General features: G+C 52.1%; 19 protein-coding genes. 1 reads left to right on the top strand and 18 read right to left on the bottom strand.

The features are described from left to right. Positions 1 to 27: 27 nt before the first annotated feature. Entirely contained in the window at positions 28 to 792 is a 765-nt protein-coding gene (locus tag IE054_RS00880; protein WP_189403205.1) for an alpha/beta fold hydrolase, read from the bottom strand. A 359-nt stretch (positions 793 to 1,151) separates the two neighbouring features. On the opposite strand from IE054_RS00880, the gene IE054_RS00875 reads away from it, so the two are divergent. Beyond that, the gene (locus IE054_RS00875) at positions 1,152 to 1,388 is read left to right on the top strand and encodes a hypothetical protein (protein ID WP_189403204.1); all 237 of its coding nucleotides are present in this window, start codon (positions 1,152 to 1,154) and stop codon (positions 1,386 to 1,388) included. Positions 1,389 to 1,554: 166 nt separating this feature from the next. Here the strand turns inward: IE054_RS00875 and flhB are convergent, their stop codons facing one another. From flhB to IE054_RS00790, 17 genes are all read right to left on the bottom strand, one after another. Then, positions 1,555 to 2,679, bottom strand: coding sequence for a flagellar biosynthesis protein FlhB (gene flhB / locus IE054_RS00870; RefSeq protein WP_189403203.1), 1,125 nt, complete (start codon positions 2,677 to 2,679; stop codon positions 1,555 to 1,557). 8 nt (positions 2,680 to 2,687) lie between these two features. Then, a complete protein-coding gene (fliR, locus tag IE054_RS00865; protein ID WP_189403202.1) occupies positions 2,688 to 3,470 on the bottom strand; it encodes a flagellar biosynthetic protein FliR in 783 nt (260 codons plus the stop codon). Positions 3,471 to 3,485: 15 nt separating this feature from the next. Continuing rightward, the gene (gene fliQ / locus IE054_RS00860) at positions 3,486 to 3,755 is read right to left on the bottom strand and encodes a flagellar biosynthesis protein FliQ (protein WP_189403201.1); all 270 of its coding nucleotides are present in this window, start codon (positions 3,753 to 3,755) and stop codon (positions 3,486 to 3,488) included. A gap of 8 nt (positions 3,756 to 3,763) precedes the next feature. Next, a complete protein-coding gene (gene fliP, locus IE054_RS00855; protein WP_189403200.1) occupies positions 3,764 to 4,525 on the bottom strand; it encodes a flagellar type III secretion system pore protein FliP in 762 nt (253 codons plus the stop codon). Beyond that, positions 4,518 to 4,868: a flagellar biosynthetic protein FliO gene (fliO, locus tag IE054_RS00850; RefSeq protein ID WP_373293781.1), complete on the bottom strand. Its 351-nt coding sequence runs from the start codon at positions 4,866 to 4,868 to the stop codon at positions 4,518 to 4,520. The genes fliP and fliO overlap by 8 nt, the downstream gene beginning before the upstream one ends. 100 nt (positions 4,869 to 4,968) lie before the next feature. After that, positions 4,969 to 5,406, bottom strand: a complete 438-nt coding sequence (fliN, locus tag IE054_RS00845) for a flagellar motor switch protein FliN (RefSeq protein ID WP_189403198.1) — start codon at positions 5,404 to 5,406, stop codon at positions 4,969 to 4,971. A gap of 15 nt (positions 5,407 to 5,421) precedes the next feature. Continuing rightward, positions 5,422 to 6,480: a flagellar motor switch protein FliM gene (gene fliM / locus IE054_RS00840; protein ID WP_189403197.1), complete on the bottom strand. Its 1,059-nt coding sequence runs from the start codon at positions 6,478 to 6,480 to the stop codon at positions 5,422 to 5,424. A gap of 12 nt (positions 6,481 to 6,492) precedes the next feature. Continuing rightward, a complete protein-coding gene (gene fliL / locus IE054_RS00835) occupies positions 6,493 to 7,011 on the bottom strand; it encodes a flagellar basal body-associated protein FliL (protein WP_189403196.1) in 519 nt (172 codons plus the stop codon). A gap of 85 nt (positions 7,012 to 7,096) precedes the next feature. Beyond that, entirely contained in the window at positions 7,097 to 8,977 is a 1,881-nt protein-coding gene (locus tag IE054_RS00830) for a flagellar hook-length control protein FliK (RefSeq protein ID WP_189403195.1), read from the bottom strand. A 199-nt stretch (positions 8,978 to 9,176) separates the two neighbouring features. Beyond that, complete coding sequence (fliJ, locus tag IE054_RS00825; RefSeq protein WP_189403194.1) at positions 9,177 to 9,623, bottom strand: flagellar export protein FliJ; 447 nt, start codon at positions 9,621 to 9,623, stop codon at positions 9,177 to 9,179. Then, a complete protein-coding gene (gene fliI, locus IE054_RS00820; RefSeq protein ID WP_189403193.1) occupies positions 9,620 to 10,963 on the bottom strand; it encodes a flagellar protein export ATPase FliI in 1,344 nt (447 codons plus the stop codon). The genes fliJ and fliI overlap by 4 nt, the downstream gene beginning before the upstream one ends. Beyond that, complete coding sequence (fliH, locus tag IE054_RS00815) at positions 10,956 to 11,741, bottom strand: flagellar assembly protein FliH (RefSeq protein WP_189403192.1); 786 nt, start codon at positions 11,739 to 11,741, stop codon at positions 10,956 to 10,958. Before fliH ends, fliI begins: the two co-directional genes overlap by 8 nt. 16 nt (positions 11,742 to 11,757) lie before the next feature. Further along, positions 11,758 to 12,801 (bottom strand): flagellar motor switch protein FliG, encoded by a 1,044-nt coding sequence (gene fliG, locus IE054_RS00810; protein WP_189403191.1) that lies wholly within the window; start codon positions 12,799 to 12,801, stop codon positions 11,758 to 11,760. Positions 12,802 to 12,812: 11 nt separating this feature from the next. Beyond that, a complete protein-coding gene (gene fliF, locus IE054_RS00805; protein ID WP_189403190.1) occupies positions 12,813 to 14,510 on the bottom strand; it encodes a flagellar basal-body MS-ring/collar protein FliF in 1,698 nt (565 codons plus the stop codon). Positions 14,511 to 14,522: 12 nt separating this feature from the next. Beyond that, a complete protein-coding gene (gene fliE, locus IE054_RS00800; protein ID WP_189403189.1) occupies positions 14,523 to 14,858 on the bottom strand; it encodes a flagellar hook-basal body complex protein FliE in 336 nt (111 codons plus the stop codon). Between the two features lie 133 nt (positions 14,859 to 14,991). Next, positions 14,992 to 15,306 carry a hypothetical protein gene (locus tag IE054_RS00795; RefSeq protein ID WP_189403188.1) on the bottom strand — a complete coding sequence of 105 codons (315 nt, stop codon included), beginning with the start codon at positions 15,304 to 15,306 and terminating at the stop codon, positions 14,992 to 14,994. Continuing rightward, positions 15,281 to 15,625 carry a hypothetical protein gene (locus IE054_RS00790; protein WP_189403187.1) on the bottom strand — a complete coding sequence of 115 codons (345 nt, stop codon included), beginning with the start codon at positions 15,623 to 15,625 and terminating at the stop codon, positions 15,281 to 15,283. Before IE054_RS00790 ends, IE054_RS00795 begins: the two co-directional genes overlap by 26 nt. Between the last annotated feature and the right edge of the window lie 94 nt (positions 15,626 to 15,719).

Below are 15,719 nucleotides of genomic sequence, written 5' to 3'. Positions count from 1 at the left end.
GTGCACATCACCCAATAGCTATCAGGCTTATTGCTCTGTTAACACGGTATGCTCACCGCGTGGAAAACGGCGCAGCACCTCTTCATCCGGTGACCAGTAAGGCAGCGCATCATGCATCACCGCGTTCCGGTAATAGTCTACCGGCCACATGTGAGCATTGCCCTGATAGGCATTATTGCCAGTGTTTTTTAGCGCAGTAACATTAAACGTGTGGGCATGCGCCAGGGGGACATTGCTGCCGGGCACCCCATCATCCGCATCAATGTATGCGTCACTGATATCAGCACAGGAGCCAAAGTTACGAGGCCCGAAATTCCAGTCAAAGCCACTGTAAATGCCAAGCGGATCAAGATACGTGGCGTGCACCGTTATGGAAGGATTATGTTGCTTAAGACTTTCACACAGACCATACACAACGAAAGCGCCGGCACTGTGACCAATCAGGTGCACGTTTTTAAGTGATGGACTGGCCGCCAGTGCCTCACCAATTTGCAGACCCACCCGGCGGCCGTTGTTCGAGCAACGAAACAGGTTGTCAGAATAATCGGACCAATCCATCGCAAATACCTGTTGGGTGTCACCCAGCACGTTGTTACCTAATGATTTTGCGAAGTCCAGTGACCAGGTACTGGCAGTGTCGCCCTTGCCGTGGACCAGCACAATAAGCTCGCTATTACTGTCTGCGATTTCGGGCATTTCAACATCAAACGTAATGGGCCAGGGAAAGTAGGAAAAGGCCAGTAAGCCAAAGGTCGCGCCGAGCGGTGGAACGGCCGGTAAAACGAACAGCATGAGAAGCCAGAACCTGACTGATCGTTTGTATATTTTTTTGTTTAGCCAGCTGCTGATTGCCATTGTATTGCTTCGCGACTGCGTTCTACTTACATAAAAGCACGCATTCTATCGCGTTCCTTTCGTGATTTCAGTGCCGGTTACGTACGTTGACGGAGCACAGCTTATCGGTTTCACAAGCGACGGCGTGATCGTTACTTCCTCAGTCTATCGCCACACGTACCCCATTGTTCTAAAAACATAAACGTATTCCGTAACCTCCGGTCTGTTGTGTATCGGCACCACCTATGATTGACTGAACTTCTTTCAGGATAGCGGTGTCGCATTACCAGAAGGTAACAAGGAGTGAAGTACCAGTGATGAAATGTTTGTTGATGTGTGGTCTGGTTATTTTGGGCGGTTGCAGCAGCGGCTCAGTTGACCACGCGGTCGTAGAAGATATATCGAATATTGATGTAGGCGGTAGTGCATCTTACTGTAATCAGTTACGTATGGAGTGTACGTCGCAGGCAGGCCAGATAGCGGGCGCGAACGGGCACTATACAGAGTGGGAAAATGCCGACGGCTCGATAGGGTGTTCCTGCGATAAGCAGTAGAATCACTAACAACGATGGCACGTGTGTCAGCCGGTAATACCTCGCCGACAACAAACGAGCCGAACAACGTGTAGCCATGTTTGCCGGTAAATCTGAACGAGGTTTGCGCCGGATCTGAAAGAGGTCACGCATTCGCTGAGAGATGATAGCCTTATTCGCATCGTCCCTAGCGCTGCAGCTCCTTCGGAATCGGCAGGTCTTTTTTGAGCGGCTTGGGACGTTTGCCTTTGCCGGCACGGAAGGCTTTCAGCTGATACACATATGCCAGCACCTGCGCCACGGCCATAAACAGCTTACTGGGAATTTCTTCATCCACCTCGGTGGAATAGTAAATAGCCCGCGCCAGCATGGGTGAGGGTAGCAGCGGAACATCGCTTGCTGTGGCTATTTTACGAATGTGCATGGCCAGTTCATCCGCCCCTTTGGCCACCAGAACAGGCGCACGGCTGCCGTCTTCATCGTATTTAATGGCAACCGAGAAGTGCGTCGGGTTAGTGACAACCACATCTGCCTCGGGCACGTCCTGCATCATGCGGCGGGAAGCAGACTGGTACTGCAGGCGACGAATGCGGCCTTTGACCTCTGCATCACCTTCGGCGTTTTTGCGCTCGTCTTTAACCTCCTGTTTGGTCATTTTCATTTCTTCATTGTGCTTATGCTTTTGATAAGGCACATCGATAAGCGCAATTGGGATCGTACCGCAGGCCAGCAGCAAGAAAGCCCATTCCAGCATATCCAGCGCGTGAAAAATATTGCGCGGATAGAGCTCCATATCCAGGTGTAAAGCCTCATCCTTGAAATACAATAATGAAGCTAACCCCATCCCCGCAATGACAAAAACTTTTGCCAATGCTTTGAGTAACTCCACCAGCCCGTTTGTTCCAAACATGCGTTTAAAACCACTAACAGGATTCATTTTACTGCCCTTTGGCTGCGCCGCCTGCCAGGAAAAGTTATATCCCCCAAGTGCAACTGAACCGTAAATGCCCGCAATAGTGGAAACAATCATGAAAAACAAGAGTGGCCACCCCACCGCATCAACGGCTGTGTCCAGCGCTGAGAACATATGGGTGATGTCGTACGTCTCGTCCCGAGAGAGTGTGAATGTGCGGCCCATCACACGATAGAGCGCTTCGGCCATCCAGCCGCCAATGATCATTACGACCAGCGCACTCGCCACCAGCACCAGCGTGGTTGAGAGCTCTCTGGAGCGCGCCACCTGTCCTTTTTTGGCAGCATCCTCAAGTTTCTTACTTGTGGGTTCTTCTGTTTTTTCGTGCGCGTCTGACATGGTTTAGCCTAACTCGGACAAATTCGTAAAAGTTCACACATAAACTGCTGGGCCCGCTCCCACTGACTGGTAAAATGCGACGTGAAATTGGGCAGTGTGACCCAGATAATAATGAGTCCCATCATCTGAGCGATTGAAAAGCCGATACTGAAAATATTCAGCTGCGGCGCTGCTTTGGTCATCACGCCAAACCCCAGATTGACGACCAGCAGTGATACAATGGGTGCCAGAGACAGCGTCAGTGCAGCCACAAACATCCATCCCGCCCAGTGAGCAATGGCTTTAAACTGCTCACCGGTCCACCATACATCGCCAATGGGAAATGCCTCAAAGCTCATTACGATCATGCGGATCATGGCCAGATGCCCGTCCAGCGCCCAGAACAACAGTGTGGCCAGAATAAGGTAAAACTGGCCTACAGCGGGGACATTGATGCCATTAACCGGATCAACAATAGAGGCAAAACCAAGACCAGTCTGCATCGCAATGATCTGACCTGCCAGCACAAAGGTGTTGAGCACCAGCATGGATATAAAGCCAATTGCCACGCCAATAAGCAATTGTTGTATACCCAGCACAAAGGTACCCAGGTTCACCAGATCAGTCACCGGTGCCGGCGGCACAACAGGAATAATGATTAGCGAAATCAGTATAGCCAGCATGCCGCGTAGCTGTGGTGATACCGAACGCGCACTTAAGCCGATCATCGCCGCAAACAGTCCGCTAATGCGCAGAAATGGCAGCAGCAAATCGGCAAGAAACTGGTTAAGAGTGCTTAGGTCAAATTCCATGGCAGCGTGCCCGACTCAGCCCACGACCTGAGGGATCAGCTCGACCATGTGGAAGGTAAAGTCCATTAACTGCTGCACCAGCCAGTTTCCCCCCCAGCTCAGCGCCAGCAAGGTTACAATAAGACGTGGCAGGAAACTCATGGTCTGTTCGTTGATAGATGTGGCAGCCTGAAAGACCGCGACTATCAGCCCTACTATCAAACTGGGCACGATGACGGCTGACACCAGCACAATCACCATAAACATGGCTTCGCGCAGAATTTCAACAAAGACCTCTGGTGCCATACGTCCCCCTACACGCCCATGCCGAAGCTGTTCGCCAGCGTGCCGAACACCAGGTTCCAGCCATCCACCAGCACGAACAACATCAGTTTGAAAGGCAAAGACACGATCATCGGCGAAAGCATCATCATACCCATGGCCATCAGAATCGACGCGACCACCAAATCAATGATCAGAAACGGAATAAACAGCATGAAACCAATCTGAAAGGCGGTTTTCAGCTCACTGGTAACAAACGCGGGGATCAGAATGCTCAACGATACATCGCGGGGATCATCGTACTTGTCTTCTTCACCGGCTATGGTGACAAAGGTTTCTAAATCCTTTACCCGGGTTTGTGCCAGCATAAAGTCTCGCATCGGGCCTTTGGCTTCATCAAAGGCTTCTTTTGACGTCATCTCCTCATCCAGATAGGGCTGCAGGGCACGTTCGTTGATCTCTTCAAACACCGGCATCATGATAAACATCGACAAAAACAGGCTGACCCCAATCAGGATCTGGTTTGACGGCGACTGCTGCAGACCGATGGCCTGACGTAAGATTGACAGCACCACAATGATGCGGGTGAATGACGTCATCATTAGTACGAAGGCTGGGATAAGGCTCAGCGCCGTCATAATAAACAGCGCCTGCAGGGTCATAGTGTAGTCCTGACTGCCATCCGGATTGCTGGTTACGGTGACGGCGGAAATCCCCTGCTGGGCATGGGCAGGCGCCAGATAGCCAATCGTGGCGAGAAGAAGCGTGATGAGACAAAGGTGACGTTTAGTCATGTTTGTTCTCCTGCTTCACCGCCGGATTCATTTTCCCGGCCATAGCCTGTACCAGCTTTTGCTTAAACTGATCGGCCCCACCGCCACTGCCGGGCGGGCTCTGCTTGCTCTTTAGATGCGTTTCCAGCTTGCTTAAGTGCGAGATATGATTAGGCGTGATACCGACCAGGTGTTGTTCATCCCCCACCTCGATAACCATGATTTTCTCTTTGGTCCCGGCAACCATGCTGGCGACTACTTTCATCTGGCCACTGCCGGCGTGAGCGACATTAAACCGTCGCATCACCCATGCAAGCGCAAAAATAATCCCAATCACTAATAATAGTGATAGGAAAATTGACACTACGCTTTTCACACTGGTGAGGGAGTTATCGCTCTGCGCGCTGGCAGAAAAGCAGAAAAGCAAGGGCAGCAAAGCGCAAACCCTTGATTTTAATGATGTTTTACCTGAGCTTTTTAATTCTTTCGATTTGACTAATAACATCCGTTAACCGAATACCAAACTTGTCGTTGACCACTACTACTTCTCCATGAGCAATCAACGTGCCATTCACGAGCACATCCAGTGGCTCACCCGCCACCCGATCAAGTTCGACCACCGATCCCTGATTCAGCTGAAGCAGGTTTCGAATGCTAATCTGGCTGCGTCCTACCTCCATGGAGATAGTCACAGGGATATCTAAAATGGTATCCAGTTTTTTCTTTTCATCACCGGACAGGGACTCATCTTCCAGCTCGTCCAGTTCCGGTTTTTTGACATCATCGTCAGCAGAGGCGTGTTCATCACCCGCGGCATTACTGTTTTCATCGCCGCCGGCTTCTGCTTCTTCCTGCTCTGCCATGGCTTCTGCCCAATCGTCCATACCGTCTTCTTCACTCATGGGTATTCCCCTTCATTACAGGTCTTCTTCGAGTACTTGCAGCTCGGCATCGTTATCAATAATGCGTCCGCCACGGGTTAATAACTGCAGTTCTGATTTCACGGAGGTAGGCCGTGGGATCTTCTCAGTAATTTTTAGTGCCAGGTTGTCTCTGGAGCGTCCGAGTTTGGCCCGGAATGTCGGCAGATCCTCAATCAGTACCGTGATATGTTCCGGCATCTCCACCGGAATAATATCCCCTTCCTTAAACTCCATAATGTTGCGAAGCGGAATATCCACATCCAGCATATGGGTGGTCAGCGCGACATTCACATCCATAATTTCATCACGCAGTGCCTTACTCCAGCGCAGATCGGTGTCTTCTTTATCACTTTGTACACCGGCATCGAGTAATTCGCGGATCGGTTCCAGCATGCTGTACGGCAACGAAACATGGAAGTCACCGCCACCACCATCCAGCTCAATATGAAATGAGCTAATCACTACCACTTCTGTCGGGCTGACAATATTTGCCATGGCCGGGTTCACTTCGGAGTCCAGATACTCGAAGGACACATCCATTACCGGCGCCCAGGCTTCTTTATAATCTTCAAAAATAATTTTCAGCAGCATCTGGATAATTCGCCGCTCGGTCGGGGTAAATTCACGCCCCTCAATTTTCGCGTGATAACGTCCGTCACCACCGAAAAAGTTGTCTACCAGAATAAACACCAGACGCGCTTCCATGGTAATCAGCCCCGTTCCTTTGAGCGGCCGGAAGCGCACCATATTCAGGCTGGTCGGTACAAACAGCGTATGTATGTACTCACCAAACTTGATCATTTGTATGCCATTGATCGAGACCTCGGCAGAGCGGCGCATCATATTAAACAAACTTACCCGCATGTGCCGCGCAAAGCGCTCGTTAACAATCTCCAGTGTTGGCATACGCCCACGAACGATCCTGTCCTGAGAGGAAAAGTCATACTCCAGCGCAGACGCATCTGACTCGCCTTCGCCAGCTTCTTCTTCTTCGACATCATCAACGCCGTGTAGCAGCGCGTCAATTTCGTCCTGGGATAATAAATCGCTCACAGTGTCATCCTGTTATTGCATTACAAAACCGGTGAACAATACACGTTCAACCACATCACTACCGGCAATTTCATTCATTACGCGCTGCACCTCACTGGCGGCCTGATCACGCAACTCAATTTTTCCGGCTTCGGTGACTAAATCATCCGCGTTAGAGGTACTGAAAACCTGCAACAGGGTCCCCTCTATCAACGGAATGTGCGACTTGGCGACTTCTTCATTTTCCGAGCCGCGCACCATTAACTGTACTTTTATCTGAACCAGTCGGTCACGTCCGCTGCCCGGCACGTTAAACACGAACGGACGAGGCATGGCCACATACAATGCAGACCCAACTTCAGCATTTTGCTGCTGTGGTGTCGGCGCGCTGTTTTGTGTTGCCTCGAGTTGCTGTGCTGCAGGCTCATCACTGCCACTAAACAGCAGAAAGTATGCTGCGCCGCCGCCAAGCACCAGCACCACGGCAATGATGATAATCATCAACTTGCCCTTTTTGCCGCTATCTTCTATTTGTAACTCTTCTTCTGCCATGTCTTTCCCTTGTAGTGACGATGGACGCTTATTATCAAGGTTCAGTCACAAATCGCAATGCTGCTTACGTCGAAATTCCTGCTACTTACACATAATAGTCAATACCGCCGGTTTCCTGGCGGGTCAGAGGCTGTTCGCGAACCTCGGTGTCTTCATCCGACTCACTGGCATACTGTCCATTACCGCTGCCGGCCTGACCGTCAGCTTCGCCGCTGCCATCGCCGCTTTCCTGCTGTACAAACGATTCTCCCAGCTCAATACCCTGCTCACTTAACATATCACGCAGGCGTGGCATGGCATCATTCAGCGCGTCCCGGGCCTGCTGTGACTGCACCACAAAGTTAACACTGGCAGCGTCACCATTCATATTCACCCGTACCTGCATACTTCCCAGCTCAGGGGGATCAAGACGAATTTCAGCCAGCGTACTGCGACTGTTGACCATCCACCTGATTTTTTCCTGAAGCTGCTGTTGTCCTTCTGCCTTGGTGATGTTGACGGGTTTATTGTCAATGGCATCAGTGCTTTGTTGCCCCTTGCCTGACTCGCTGCGGATCTGGCTGTTTTCCTGTATCACCGCATCGGCTGATACCATCTGCGAAGTAAGAACCTGCTGCATGGTTTGCTGCGCGGTACTAACAACCTGATGCAACTGCGCTGCCTGTTGCTCAATCTGTGTCATTACTGACTGAGACTGTGCAATATTCGCTTCGGTCATCGCCTGCTGGATCACCGTTTTTAAATCAATACCCGGCTCATGCCCTTTACTCAGCTGCTGCTGAATTTCATTGATCCCCGAGATCAGTGCATTTTTCACCGTTTGTTGCTGCTCACTGCTGGCGTTGGGCATCAGCGCCACAATTTTACTGCTCAGTGCGTCCGTCATATCCTCAGCGGACGCGTCCGACATCGTCTGCATGTCCTGCATTAGTTGTGACAAATTGTCATCGCTGGCCATCTGCGACGTGGCATTCATTGCTGACGACATTATGCTGGCGTTGTCTTTCCCGGCGCTGAGCTGGCTGTCACTCTTTTTCTTATCGGCAGCGCTCAGCTCGTTCTGAATTAAGGAGAGCAACAGTGCCTCGTCTCCCTCATCCTGAGACTGGTTTTTGTTTTCTGCGTTTGCCTGACTCAGTGCGCTGGCAATTAATTCGCTGACTTTTTCGGCCTCACTGCCTTTTTTGGCATCGACTGCGGGTAAGGCGTCAGCCAGCCTGGTCATCACCGTATCACTGTCAATGCTCACTTCGCCTTCTTTTTGCAGCGTCAGCAGCACACCGGCCAGTGCTTGAAGATCCTGCTGATGTTTGTCCGAGCCTTCGGCGTCATTGAGTTTGCCTACAATTTGCTCAATCACCGGACCAATAGACGTCGTGAAGGTTTTGCCTGCACTGTCAGTCAGGGTGATAAGGCCATCAGAGTCAGCCGGGGGGTGTGCAACTTCTTCAAGTGCCAGCATGGCCTTTGCCAATAACGCATCTTCTGAATCAAGCTCATTGTCAATTAGCGCTTTACGATCCTGTTCGGACAATTTCTGGTCGGCAGACTGCACGGCATCAACATATGCCAGCCAGTCAACGTCGCCTTCCTGCTCCTCAATCCACTGCGCAACAGCGTCGCCGTCACCCGGCAGAGGCTGCTTTTTCTCCAGCGGATCTTTATTCGGAAGCGATGCATGTTCTTCACCACGTTTTACCTCGACACGGGACACCTTGTTTTCACTGGCGGTGTCAGACGCCGACGATGCCGTTTCGCCAGACCTCACTGCTTTATTATCAGTAACGGGCGATGCAGCCGGTTTACTTTGCGATTTTTCCGTCGATGGCGTCTGTGACGATACTTCGCGGATAACGTCGGTAAAGGACGTTTGTGACGTATTTTCTCTCGACGTCCCGATTGTCTCCCTTTTGCCAATATCAAGGGCGGCAATATCTGATTGTTTAGCGGCAAGTTGTTGCATCATGTCGTTTTACCCTGTGGTAGCACGGTACCATCTGACTTCCCGAAAGCCCGCGGCCTGTCTGGGCCGGTGTACTTTCCCTGTTGTATACCGCTAACCGGTATCAACACCTTGTGCTGGTGCACACTGAAGTAGTCAGCAAGGAGTATTCCAATTTTAATAAATAGTGTACGTAATCTGAGATAAGGTGAGTTTCGGGTGCTTAAAACGCATGGTTTTTGCGACGATAATATGCCTGAGTAGCAAACTCATCCAGCATATCCTGTTCTGCTTTCTCTTCTTTCCTTGCGACTTCCATGCGCCGCTTTTCAAGCAGTGTCTCCACAGCTTCACACCGTCGCTGTTGTTCAAGCCACTGGCGTTTACGCTGATCGGCTGCCAGCACAGCCTGAGAAATATGCTGATTTTGCTGTAGACAGGCGCTGTCCAGCTTACCCACAAAGGACAAGTGCTGGTGATAATGCTTGGCGCCTACGCCGGCCTTACCGGTTTGCTGAATATTCTTCAGATAATCCAGCCGGTATTGTTCCAGGTTGGCCAGTTTCTGGCGCTGCTGATTCACAAACGCCTGAGCCTGACGAAATGCCTGCGCGAACTGCTGCTCTTTATCCCGTTCGTACTGGGCAACGCGTGCGAGTTGCTGACTCATCCGCGACTCCCGTCACCTAAGCCTTTGGCCAGCGCAGTCATGCCTTCCAGACTTTCATCATAGGGCAGGATATCTTTCATTCCCTGCTGTAAAAACGCATTGATCGCGGGTTCCGCGCGGATTGCTAAATCAATACGTGGATCCGTTCCCTTGTTATACGCACCAATAGAAATCAAATCCTGGTTTTGCTTATAGGTGGAGTAGACCTGTCGTATTCTGCGCGCCTGCAGCAGGTGTTCGTCACTGACGACTGCTGGCATTACCCGGCTGATCGAGGCTTCAATGTCGATGGCGGGATAGTGGCCACTGTCTGCCAGACTGCGTGACAAAACAATATGACCGTCAAGAATGGCTCTGGCTGTGTCGGCCACGGGATCCTGCAGGTCATCCCCTTCGGTCAGTACGGTATAAAAGGCGGTAATGGAGCCCTGACGATCCGAACCGTTGCCGGCGCGCTCAACCAGCGCTGGCAGCCGGGCAAAGACTGACGGCGGATAGCCTTTGGTCGCGGGCGGCTCTCCAACGGCCAGCGCAATCTCACGTTGCGCCATGGCATAGCGGGTCAGCGAGTCGATCAGTAGCAGCACATTCATCCCCTGATCGCGGAAATACTCTGCAATCGTGACGGCGGTTTCACAGCCTTTTAAACGCATTAGCGGAGACGTGTCGGCCGGTGCCGCTACAACCACCGCACGCGCCCGCTCTTCTTCGGTAAGAATGTCGTGAATAAATTCCTTCACCTCACGGCCACGTTCGCCCACCAGCCCGACCACCACCACATCGGCCTGACTGCCCCGGGTCATCATGCCCAGCAGTACGCTTTTTCCAACACCACTACCGGCAAATAGCCCCATTCGCTGCCCGATACCCACCGTGTTGAGGGCATTGATCGAACGTACGCCGACATCCAGCGGGCGGGTTATCGGGCGACGCAATAACGGATTGATTGGCGGCTTAATAGTTGGCACCCGGGTCTCCGTGGTAATTGCGCCCTGCCCATCCAGCGGCTGACCATTACCATCCACTACCCGTCCCAGCAAATTCATACCTACTGCCAGTCCACTTTGCCGGTTAAGGGGCAGTACGCGGCTGCCCGGAACAATGCCTCGCACGGCTTCGGTAGGCATCAGGTAGGTAATGTCATCGCCAAAGCCGACAACTTCAGCTTCAATTTCGCCATCGATGGTTTGCACCAGGCACTGACTACCGACCGGTAGCTGACAGCCAACCGCTTCGAGGGTCAGGCCGATACCACGCACCAGTTTTCCGGCGGCGACCACCGGCGGGCTCGTCACTTTTTCACTCAGGTCTGCAAAGTACGAGCCCCAGGGACTAGTCATCACGAATCCCCTGGTCCATCAGAAATTTTTCAAGCACATCGCGGCTGCGTCGCTCTATCGACACGTCCACCGCATTTTGCGTAGTAGCGATATCACAGCCACCACGCGCCATAGCGGGTGACTCAACAAATTGCCAGCCTTTAGCCGCGATGTCCTCATCGCCAAGATGATTTTTCACCAGCTCGATATCGTCCGGATGCATTTGAATGCGATACTGGGTTTCATTCACCGGCAGCACCTTCATGCCTTCTGACAACGCTTGCATGATCACATCTTCACTGCTTTTGACTTCGGTGCGGATCACCGATTTGGCCAGCGATACCGCCAGTTTTACCAGTTGTTCGCGGGTTTCCAGATTGACCTGGCTTAAGGGGTCGTGCAGTGTATCGAGCAATGCCTGCCACTGACCAGCACGCTCATCTGCAACATTCTGGCCGGTCTCAAGGCCCTTTTGATAGCCCTCGTCATAGCCTTGCTGCTGACCTTCTTCGTGTCCTGCCTCACTGCCTTGTCGATGGCCTTCCTTATGGCCTTTCTGAAAACCTTCCTGATACCCCTCTTCATGTGCGGCCTGGCGAATTGCTTCAATTTCTTCAGCCGTAGGTGGCAGGACTTCCTCTTCTTCTTCCGGCGGCTCATACTTCCAGTTTGAACGTTTATTCAGCGCATTGGTCTTATCAGCGTCGCGTTCAGCCTTCTGGGGATCGTCAATAAACGGCAAATCCCAGGCTTTCGCATCGGAATGCTCTGCTTCCGTAAAACGCTTAGTATTGGTCATAGTTTATGCTGCCTGGTCAGACGAATTCTTCACCGCCACCACCGCCAAGCATGACCTCACCTGAATCTGACAAACGGCGGGCCACAGACAGAATTTCCTTCTGCGCGGTTTCCACTTCAGAAATACGCACCGGTCCAAGCGCTTCCAGGTCATCCTGCAGCATCTCAGCGGCACGCTTGGACATATTCTTCATGATCTTGTTCTTCAGTTCTTCATCGGCACCTTTAATGGCTTTAAGCAGCGAATCCTGCTGCACTTCGCGCAGAATAGCCTGAATGCCGCGATCGTCGACATCGACCAGGTTGTCGAAGACAAACATCAGATCCTGAATTTGCTGACTCATTTCTTCGTCCTGCTCGCGGATGGCATCCATCAGCTGACCTTCGATGGCCGTATCCAGGTAATTCATAATATCGGCGGCAGATTTCAGGCCACCCATTTTGGCTGCCTGCGTGCCAGCCTGACCGGCAAACTGTTTCTCCATAATTTCGTTGAGCTCCTGTAGTGCGGCAGGTTGAACTTCTTCGAGGTTGGCGATCCGCATCAGCAAGTCGAGCCGGACCTTCTCCGGGAACTGCGCCAAAATTTCGGCACTCTGCTCGGCTTCCAGATAGGACAACACAATGGTTTGGATTTGCGGGTGTTCGTTGCGAATAATGCTGGCCACCTGCTTGGAGTCCATCCATTTCAATGAATCAAGGCCTTTGGCGCCAGAGCCCATCATGATTTGATCAATCAGGTTCGCGGCTTTATCTTCGCCGAGTGCCGCGGTTAGCGCACTACGCACAAACTCCTGACTCTGGAAGCCTATCGTGCTGTAGTTCTGAATATCCTCAATAAAATACTTGTGGACGGCTGTTATCTTGGTCTGCGTCATGTCATCAATTTTTGCCATCTCCGACCCAAGCTTCTGAACCTGCTTTGGCTCAAGATGCTTAAGGATCTGCGCGGCATCTTCTTCAGACAGACTCAGCAGCAGGATTGCAGCTTTCTCGACGCCTTCCAGCTTACTAACGTCGTAGCCTATTTCCTCTTCGGTGGTTTGTAATTCTTCAGCCATCTTGCTATCTCTTATTCATCCTGCAATAACCAGCCTTTCACCACCTGTGCTGACAACTCAGGTTCATTGGCGACCAGGGCACGTACCGCTTTAAGCACATCTTCATCTTTGTGCAGGTCAGGCAGCATCAGCGAGCCATCCTGGGCAAAACCGACCTGTCCTTCATCAAAGTCCGTAGACAACATGCTAATGGTTTCATCCCCCAGATCCAGTCCTTCGTCTGCATCAAAGTCATCACTTTCTTTGGTTTCTTCTGGGTTGATCAGGCGGCGCAGCATTGGGCGAATAACAAAGATAATCAATACCATGATGACCAGCCCGCCAATGACCAGCTTAAGTATAGGTAAAAAACCAGGTTGCTCCCAAAGCGGCACTTCTTCAATCTCACCACTGTCAACCCGGGTAAAGGGCACACTGACAACCTCAAGTGAATCGCCGCGGGTCACATCAAAGCCAATACCGCCTTGCAGTAAGCGCCGAATATTCAGCAGTTGCTCCTGCGAACGGGGTGAGGACTCCATGCTGCCGTCCTCCGCTGTGCTGCGTACATGGTCAACCGCGACTGACACACTCAGACGGCGAATGGTACCCGTTTGCTTTTTAGTATGACTGATGGTGGTGTCCAGCTCATAGTTGCGGGTTTCTTCCTTTGATGTGCGGCCTGGCGCGGCTTGCTGAGTACTTTCTCCCACGGCATTTTCAGGAATATTGGACTCCAGCGGCGGCTGATTTGTCAGCGCGCCGGGAATGCCACCTGCGCCCCCGCCAACACTGTTCTCCTCAATGATCATTTCACTGCGTACGGCTGGTAAGTCCGGATTATAGCTGCGCTGTGTCTGTTCCATGGCAGTAAAATCCATGGTCACATCGGCCTGCGCCGTATAGTTGCCCACGCCCAGAACCGGAATAAGAATAGAGTCGATTTTATCCAGGTACTCCTGCTCGCGCTTTTGTTCAATTTCGTATTCTTTTCTGGCACGGGCGCTCATTGAGTCCTGTGAGCCGGAATTAAGCAGACGGCCGTTTGAGTCAGTCACTGTGACTTTAGAAGGCTCCATGCCCTGTACCGCTGAGGCCACAATATCGACCACTGAATCGACTTCTTCACCGCTTATCACCGCACCTCGTTTTGCGGTCAGTACCACGGTTGCCGAGGCTTTTTTCTCACGCCGGGCAAACACGTTTTCTTTAGGCATTGCCAGTAACACGCGGGCTTTCTGAATCCCGGACATGTCCTGAATAGTTGACGCAATTTGCTGCTCTCGGGCATGTTTAAGGCGTTCAGCCTCAACCCTCTGACTCACCCCAAAGCCCATGTCCTGCATAATGATGTCAGAGCCATTCTGCTCTGTCTGGGTCAGGCCCTGACGCGCCATACCCAGGCGGATATTCTGAAATTCATCAGCCCGGACGTAAAGGGTGTTCCCCTCCAGCTTGTAGTCAATCTGGTTAGCATCCATGTAGTCCAGGGTCTCAATAAGCTCCTGAGTTTCCATTTTTGCCAATGGCCGGTAGTCAGGCTCCTGCGCCCAAATCAGAATAAAAACAGCGATCGCGATACAGATAACCAGCACTACCACCAGTGCCATCTGGCGCACCATGTCGGCGCTGCCCAGGGTATCCATAAATCCGGCTTTATTCTCCGGCTCATTCTCCGATGACGCGTTTTGATCTGAAACGGCGATATCATTGCCCGTTGCTTCTGCCATGACTTACCCCACTTACACCGGCATATTCATAATTTGTTTGTAGGCTTCCAGCACTTTATTGCGCACCTGCATGGTGGCTTCAAACGCGATTCCGGATTTTTCCTTGGCCAGCATGACCTCGGCCAGGCTTAATGATTTGTCACCCAGCTCAAAGCGCTGTTGCATGTCTTTTGACTCCAGTTGCATTGAGTTCACCCCGTCCACGGCGTTTTGAAGCATGGTCGAGAACTCGCTAGCAGACTGGTTCTGTTGCACCAGCTCCTGGGGCTGAACCTGATTTTCAGTCAGTCTGGCCTGACTGATCATGTTTTGCATTTCCTGATACAGGTTATTAGCGTTAACTTCCATCACTCACCTCGGTGATTGCTGCCAGTTTACTGGCGTTTTTATGTCGTCTATGGAGATAAAGGCAAATACCGCACCAACTTTTATATTTGATAATTTTCAGTAGGTTATAGAATTCAGCCAAAAAAATGACAGGTCAGCCCCTGATGATGAATAGTACGCCATCCAAAATCAGGGAAGGGGTCACGGCGTGCAGCGAGGATGACAGCGTTGCCTGCAACCGGAGCAATGCATACTCACCGACTCCGGTGAAGTGTGAGAGAAACTTAAAATACAGGGGGCGCTGTTGCATCTCGATGCCCTCTGCCCAGGGAAGCGGCAGCGGAGCCCCAATGGAGGGGTTCACGGCGTGCAGCGAGGGTGACAGCGTCGCCTGCATCCCCAACTCAGCACACTTACCGGCTACAGTGAAATGTGACGGCAACTTAACATGCAGGCGGCGGTGCTGCATCTCGATGCCCTCTGCCGCAGGGAAGCGGCAGCGGAGCCCCCATGGAGGGGTTCACGGCGTGCAGCGAGGGTGACAGCGTTGCCTGCAGCCAGAGCGATGCATATTCACTGACTTCGGTGAAGTGTGACAGCAGCTTAAAATGCAGGCGGCGCTGTTGCATCTCGATGCCCTCTGCCGCAGGGATGCGGCAGCGGAGCCCCATGGAGGGGTTTACGGCGTGCAGCGAGGGTGACAGCGTCACCTGCAGCCAGAGCGATGCATATTCACTGACTTCGGTGAAGTGTGACAGCAGCTTAAAATGCAGGGGGCGCTGTTGCATCTCGATGCCCTCTGCCGCAGGGATGCGGCAGCGGAGCCCCCATGGAGGGGTTTACGGCGTGCAGCGAGGGTGACAGCGTCACCTGCAGCCGGAG

It is taken from the genome of Alteromonas halophila (assembly GCF_014651815.1).
Classification (GTDB): Bacteria; Pseudomonadota; Gammaproteobacteria; order Enterobacterales; family Alteromonadaceae; genus Alteromonas; species Alteromonas halophila.
This window is presented reverse-complemented; position numbering and strand designations above follow the sequence as displayed.

Bases quoted from the DNA above. Each gene is read 5' to 3' on its own strand.
- IE054_RS00830 (WP_189403195.1), bottom strand. From the start codon at position 8,977: ATGATGCAACAACTTGCCGCTAAACAATCAGATATTGCCGCCCTTGAT.
- fliJ (WP_189403194.1), bottom strand. From the start codon at position 9,623: ATGAGTCAGCAACTCGCACGCGTTGCCCAGTACGAACGGGATAAAGAG.
- fliP (WP_189403200.1), bottom strand. From the start codon at position 4,525: ATGACTAAACGTCACCTTTGTCTCATCACGCTTCTTCTCGCCACGATT.
- IE054_RS00880 (WP_189403205.1), bottom strand. From the start codon at position 792: ATGCTGTTCGTTTTACCGGCCGTTCCACCGCTCGGCGCGACCTTTGGC.
- fliN (WP_189403198.1), bottom strand. From the start codon at position 5,406: ATGAGTGAAGAAGACGGTATGGACGATTGGGCAGAAGCCATGGCAGAG.
- IE054_RS00790 (WP_189403187.1), bottom strand. From the start codon at position 15,625: ATGCAACAGCGCCCCCTGCATTTTAAGCTGCTGTCACACTTCACCGAA.
- fliQ (WP_189403201.1), bottom strand. From the start codon at position 3,755: ATGGCACCAGAGGTCTTTGTTGAAATTCTGCGCGAAGCCATGTTTATG.
- flhB (WP_189403203.1), bottom strand. From the start codon at position 2,679: ATGTCAGACGCGCACGAAAAAACAGAAGAACCCACAAGTAAGAAACTT.
- IE054_RS00795 (WP_189403188.1), bottom strand. From the start codon at position 15,306: ATGCAGCACCGCCGCCTGCATGTTAAGTTGCCGTCACATTTCACTGTA.
- fliE (WP_189403189.1), bottom strand. From the start codon at position 14,858: ATGGAAGTTAACGCTAATAACCTGTATCAGGAAATGCAAAACATGATC.
- fliF (WP_189403190.1), bottom strand. From the start codon at position 14,510: ATGGCAGAAGCAACGGGCAATGATATCGCCGTTTCAGATCAAAACGCG.
- fliH (WP_189403192.1), bottom strand. From the start codon at position 11,741: ATGACCAATACTAAGCGTTTTACGGAAGCAGAGCATTCCGATGCGAAA.
- fliR (WP_189403202.1), bottom strand. From the start codon at position 3,470: ATGGAATTTGACCTAAGCACTCTTAACCAGTTTCTTGCCGATTTGCTG.
- fliG (WP_189403191.1), bottom strand. From the start codon at position 12,801: ATGGCTGAAGAATTACAAACCACCGAAGAGGAAATAGGCTACGACGTT.
- fliI (WP_189403193.1), bottom strand. From the start codon at position 10,963: ATGACTAGTCCCTGGGGCTCGTACTTTGCAGACCTGAGTGAAAAAGTG.
- IE054_RS00875 (WP_189403204.1), top strand. From the start codon at position 1,152: ATGAAATGTTTGTTGATGTGTGGTCTGGTTATTTTGGGCGGTTGCAGC.
- fliL (WP_189403196.1), bottom strand. From the start codon at position 7,011: ATGGCAGAAGAAGAGTTACAAATAGAAGATAGCGGCAAAAAGGGCAAG.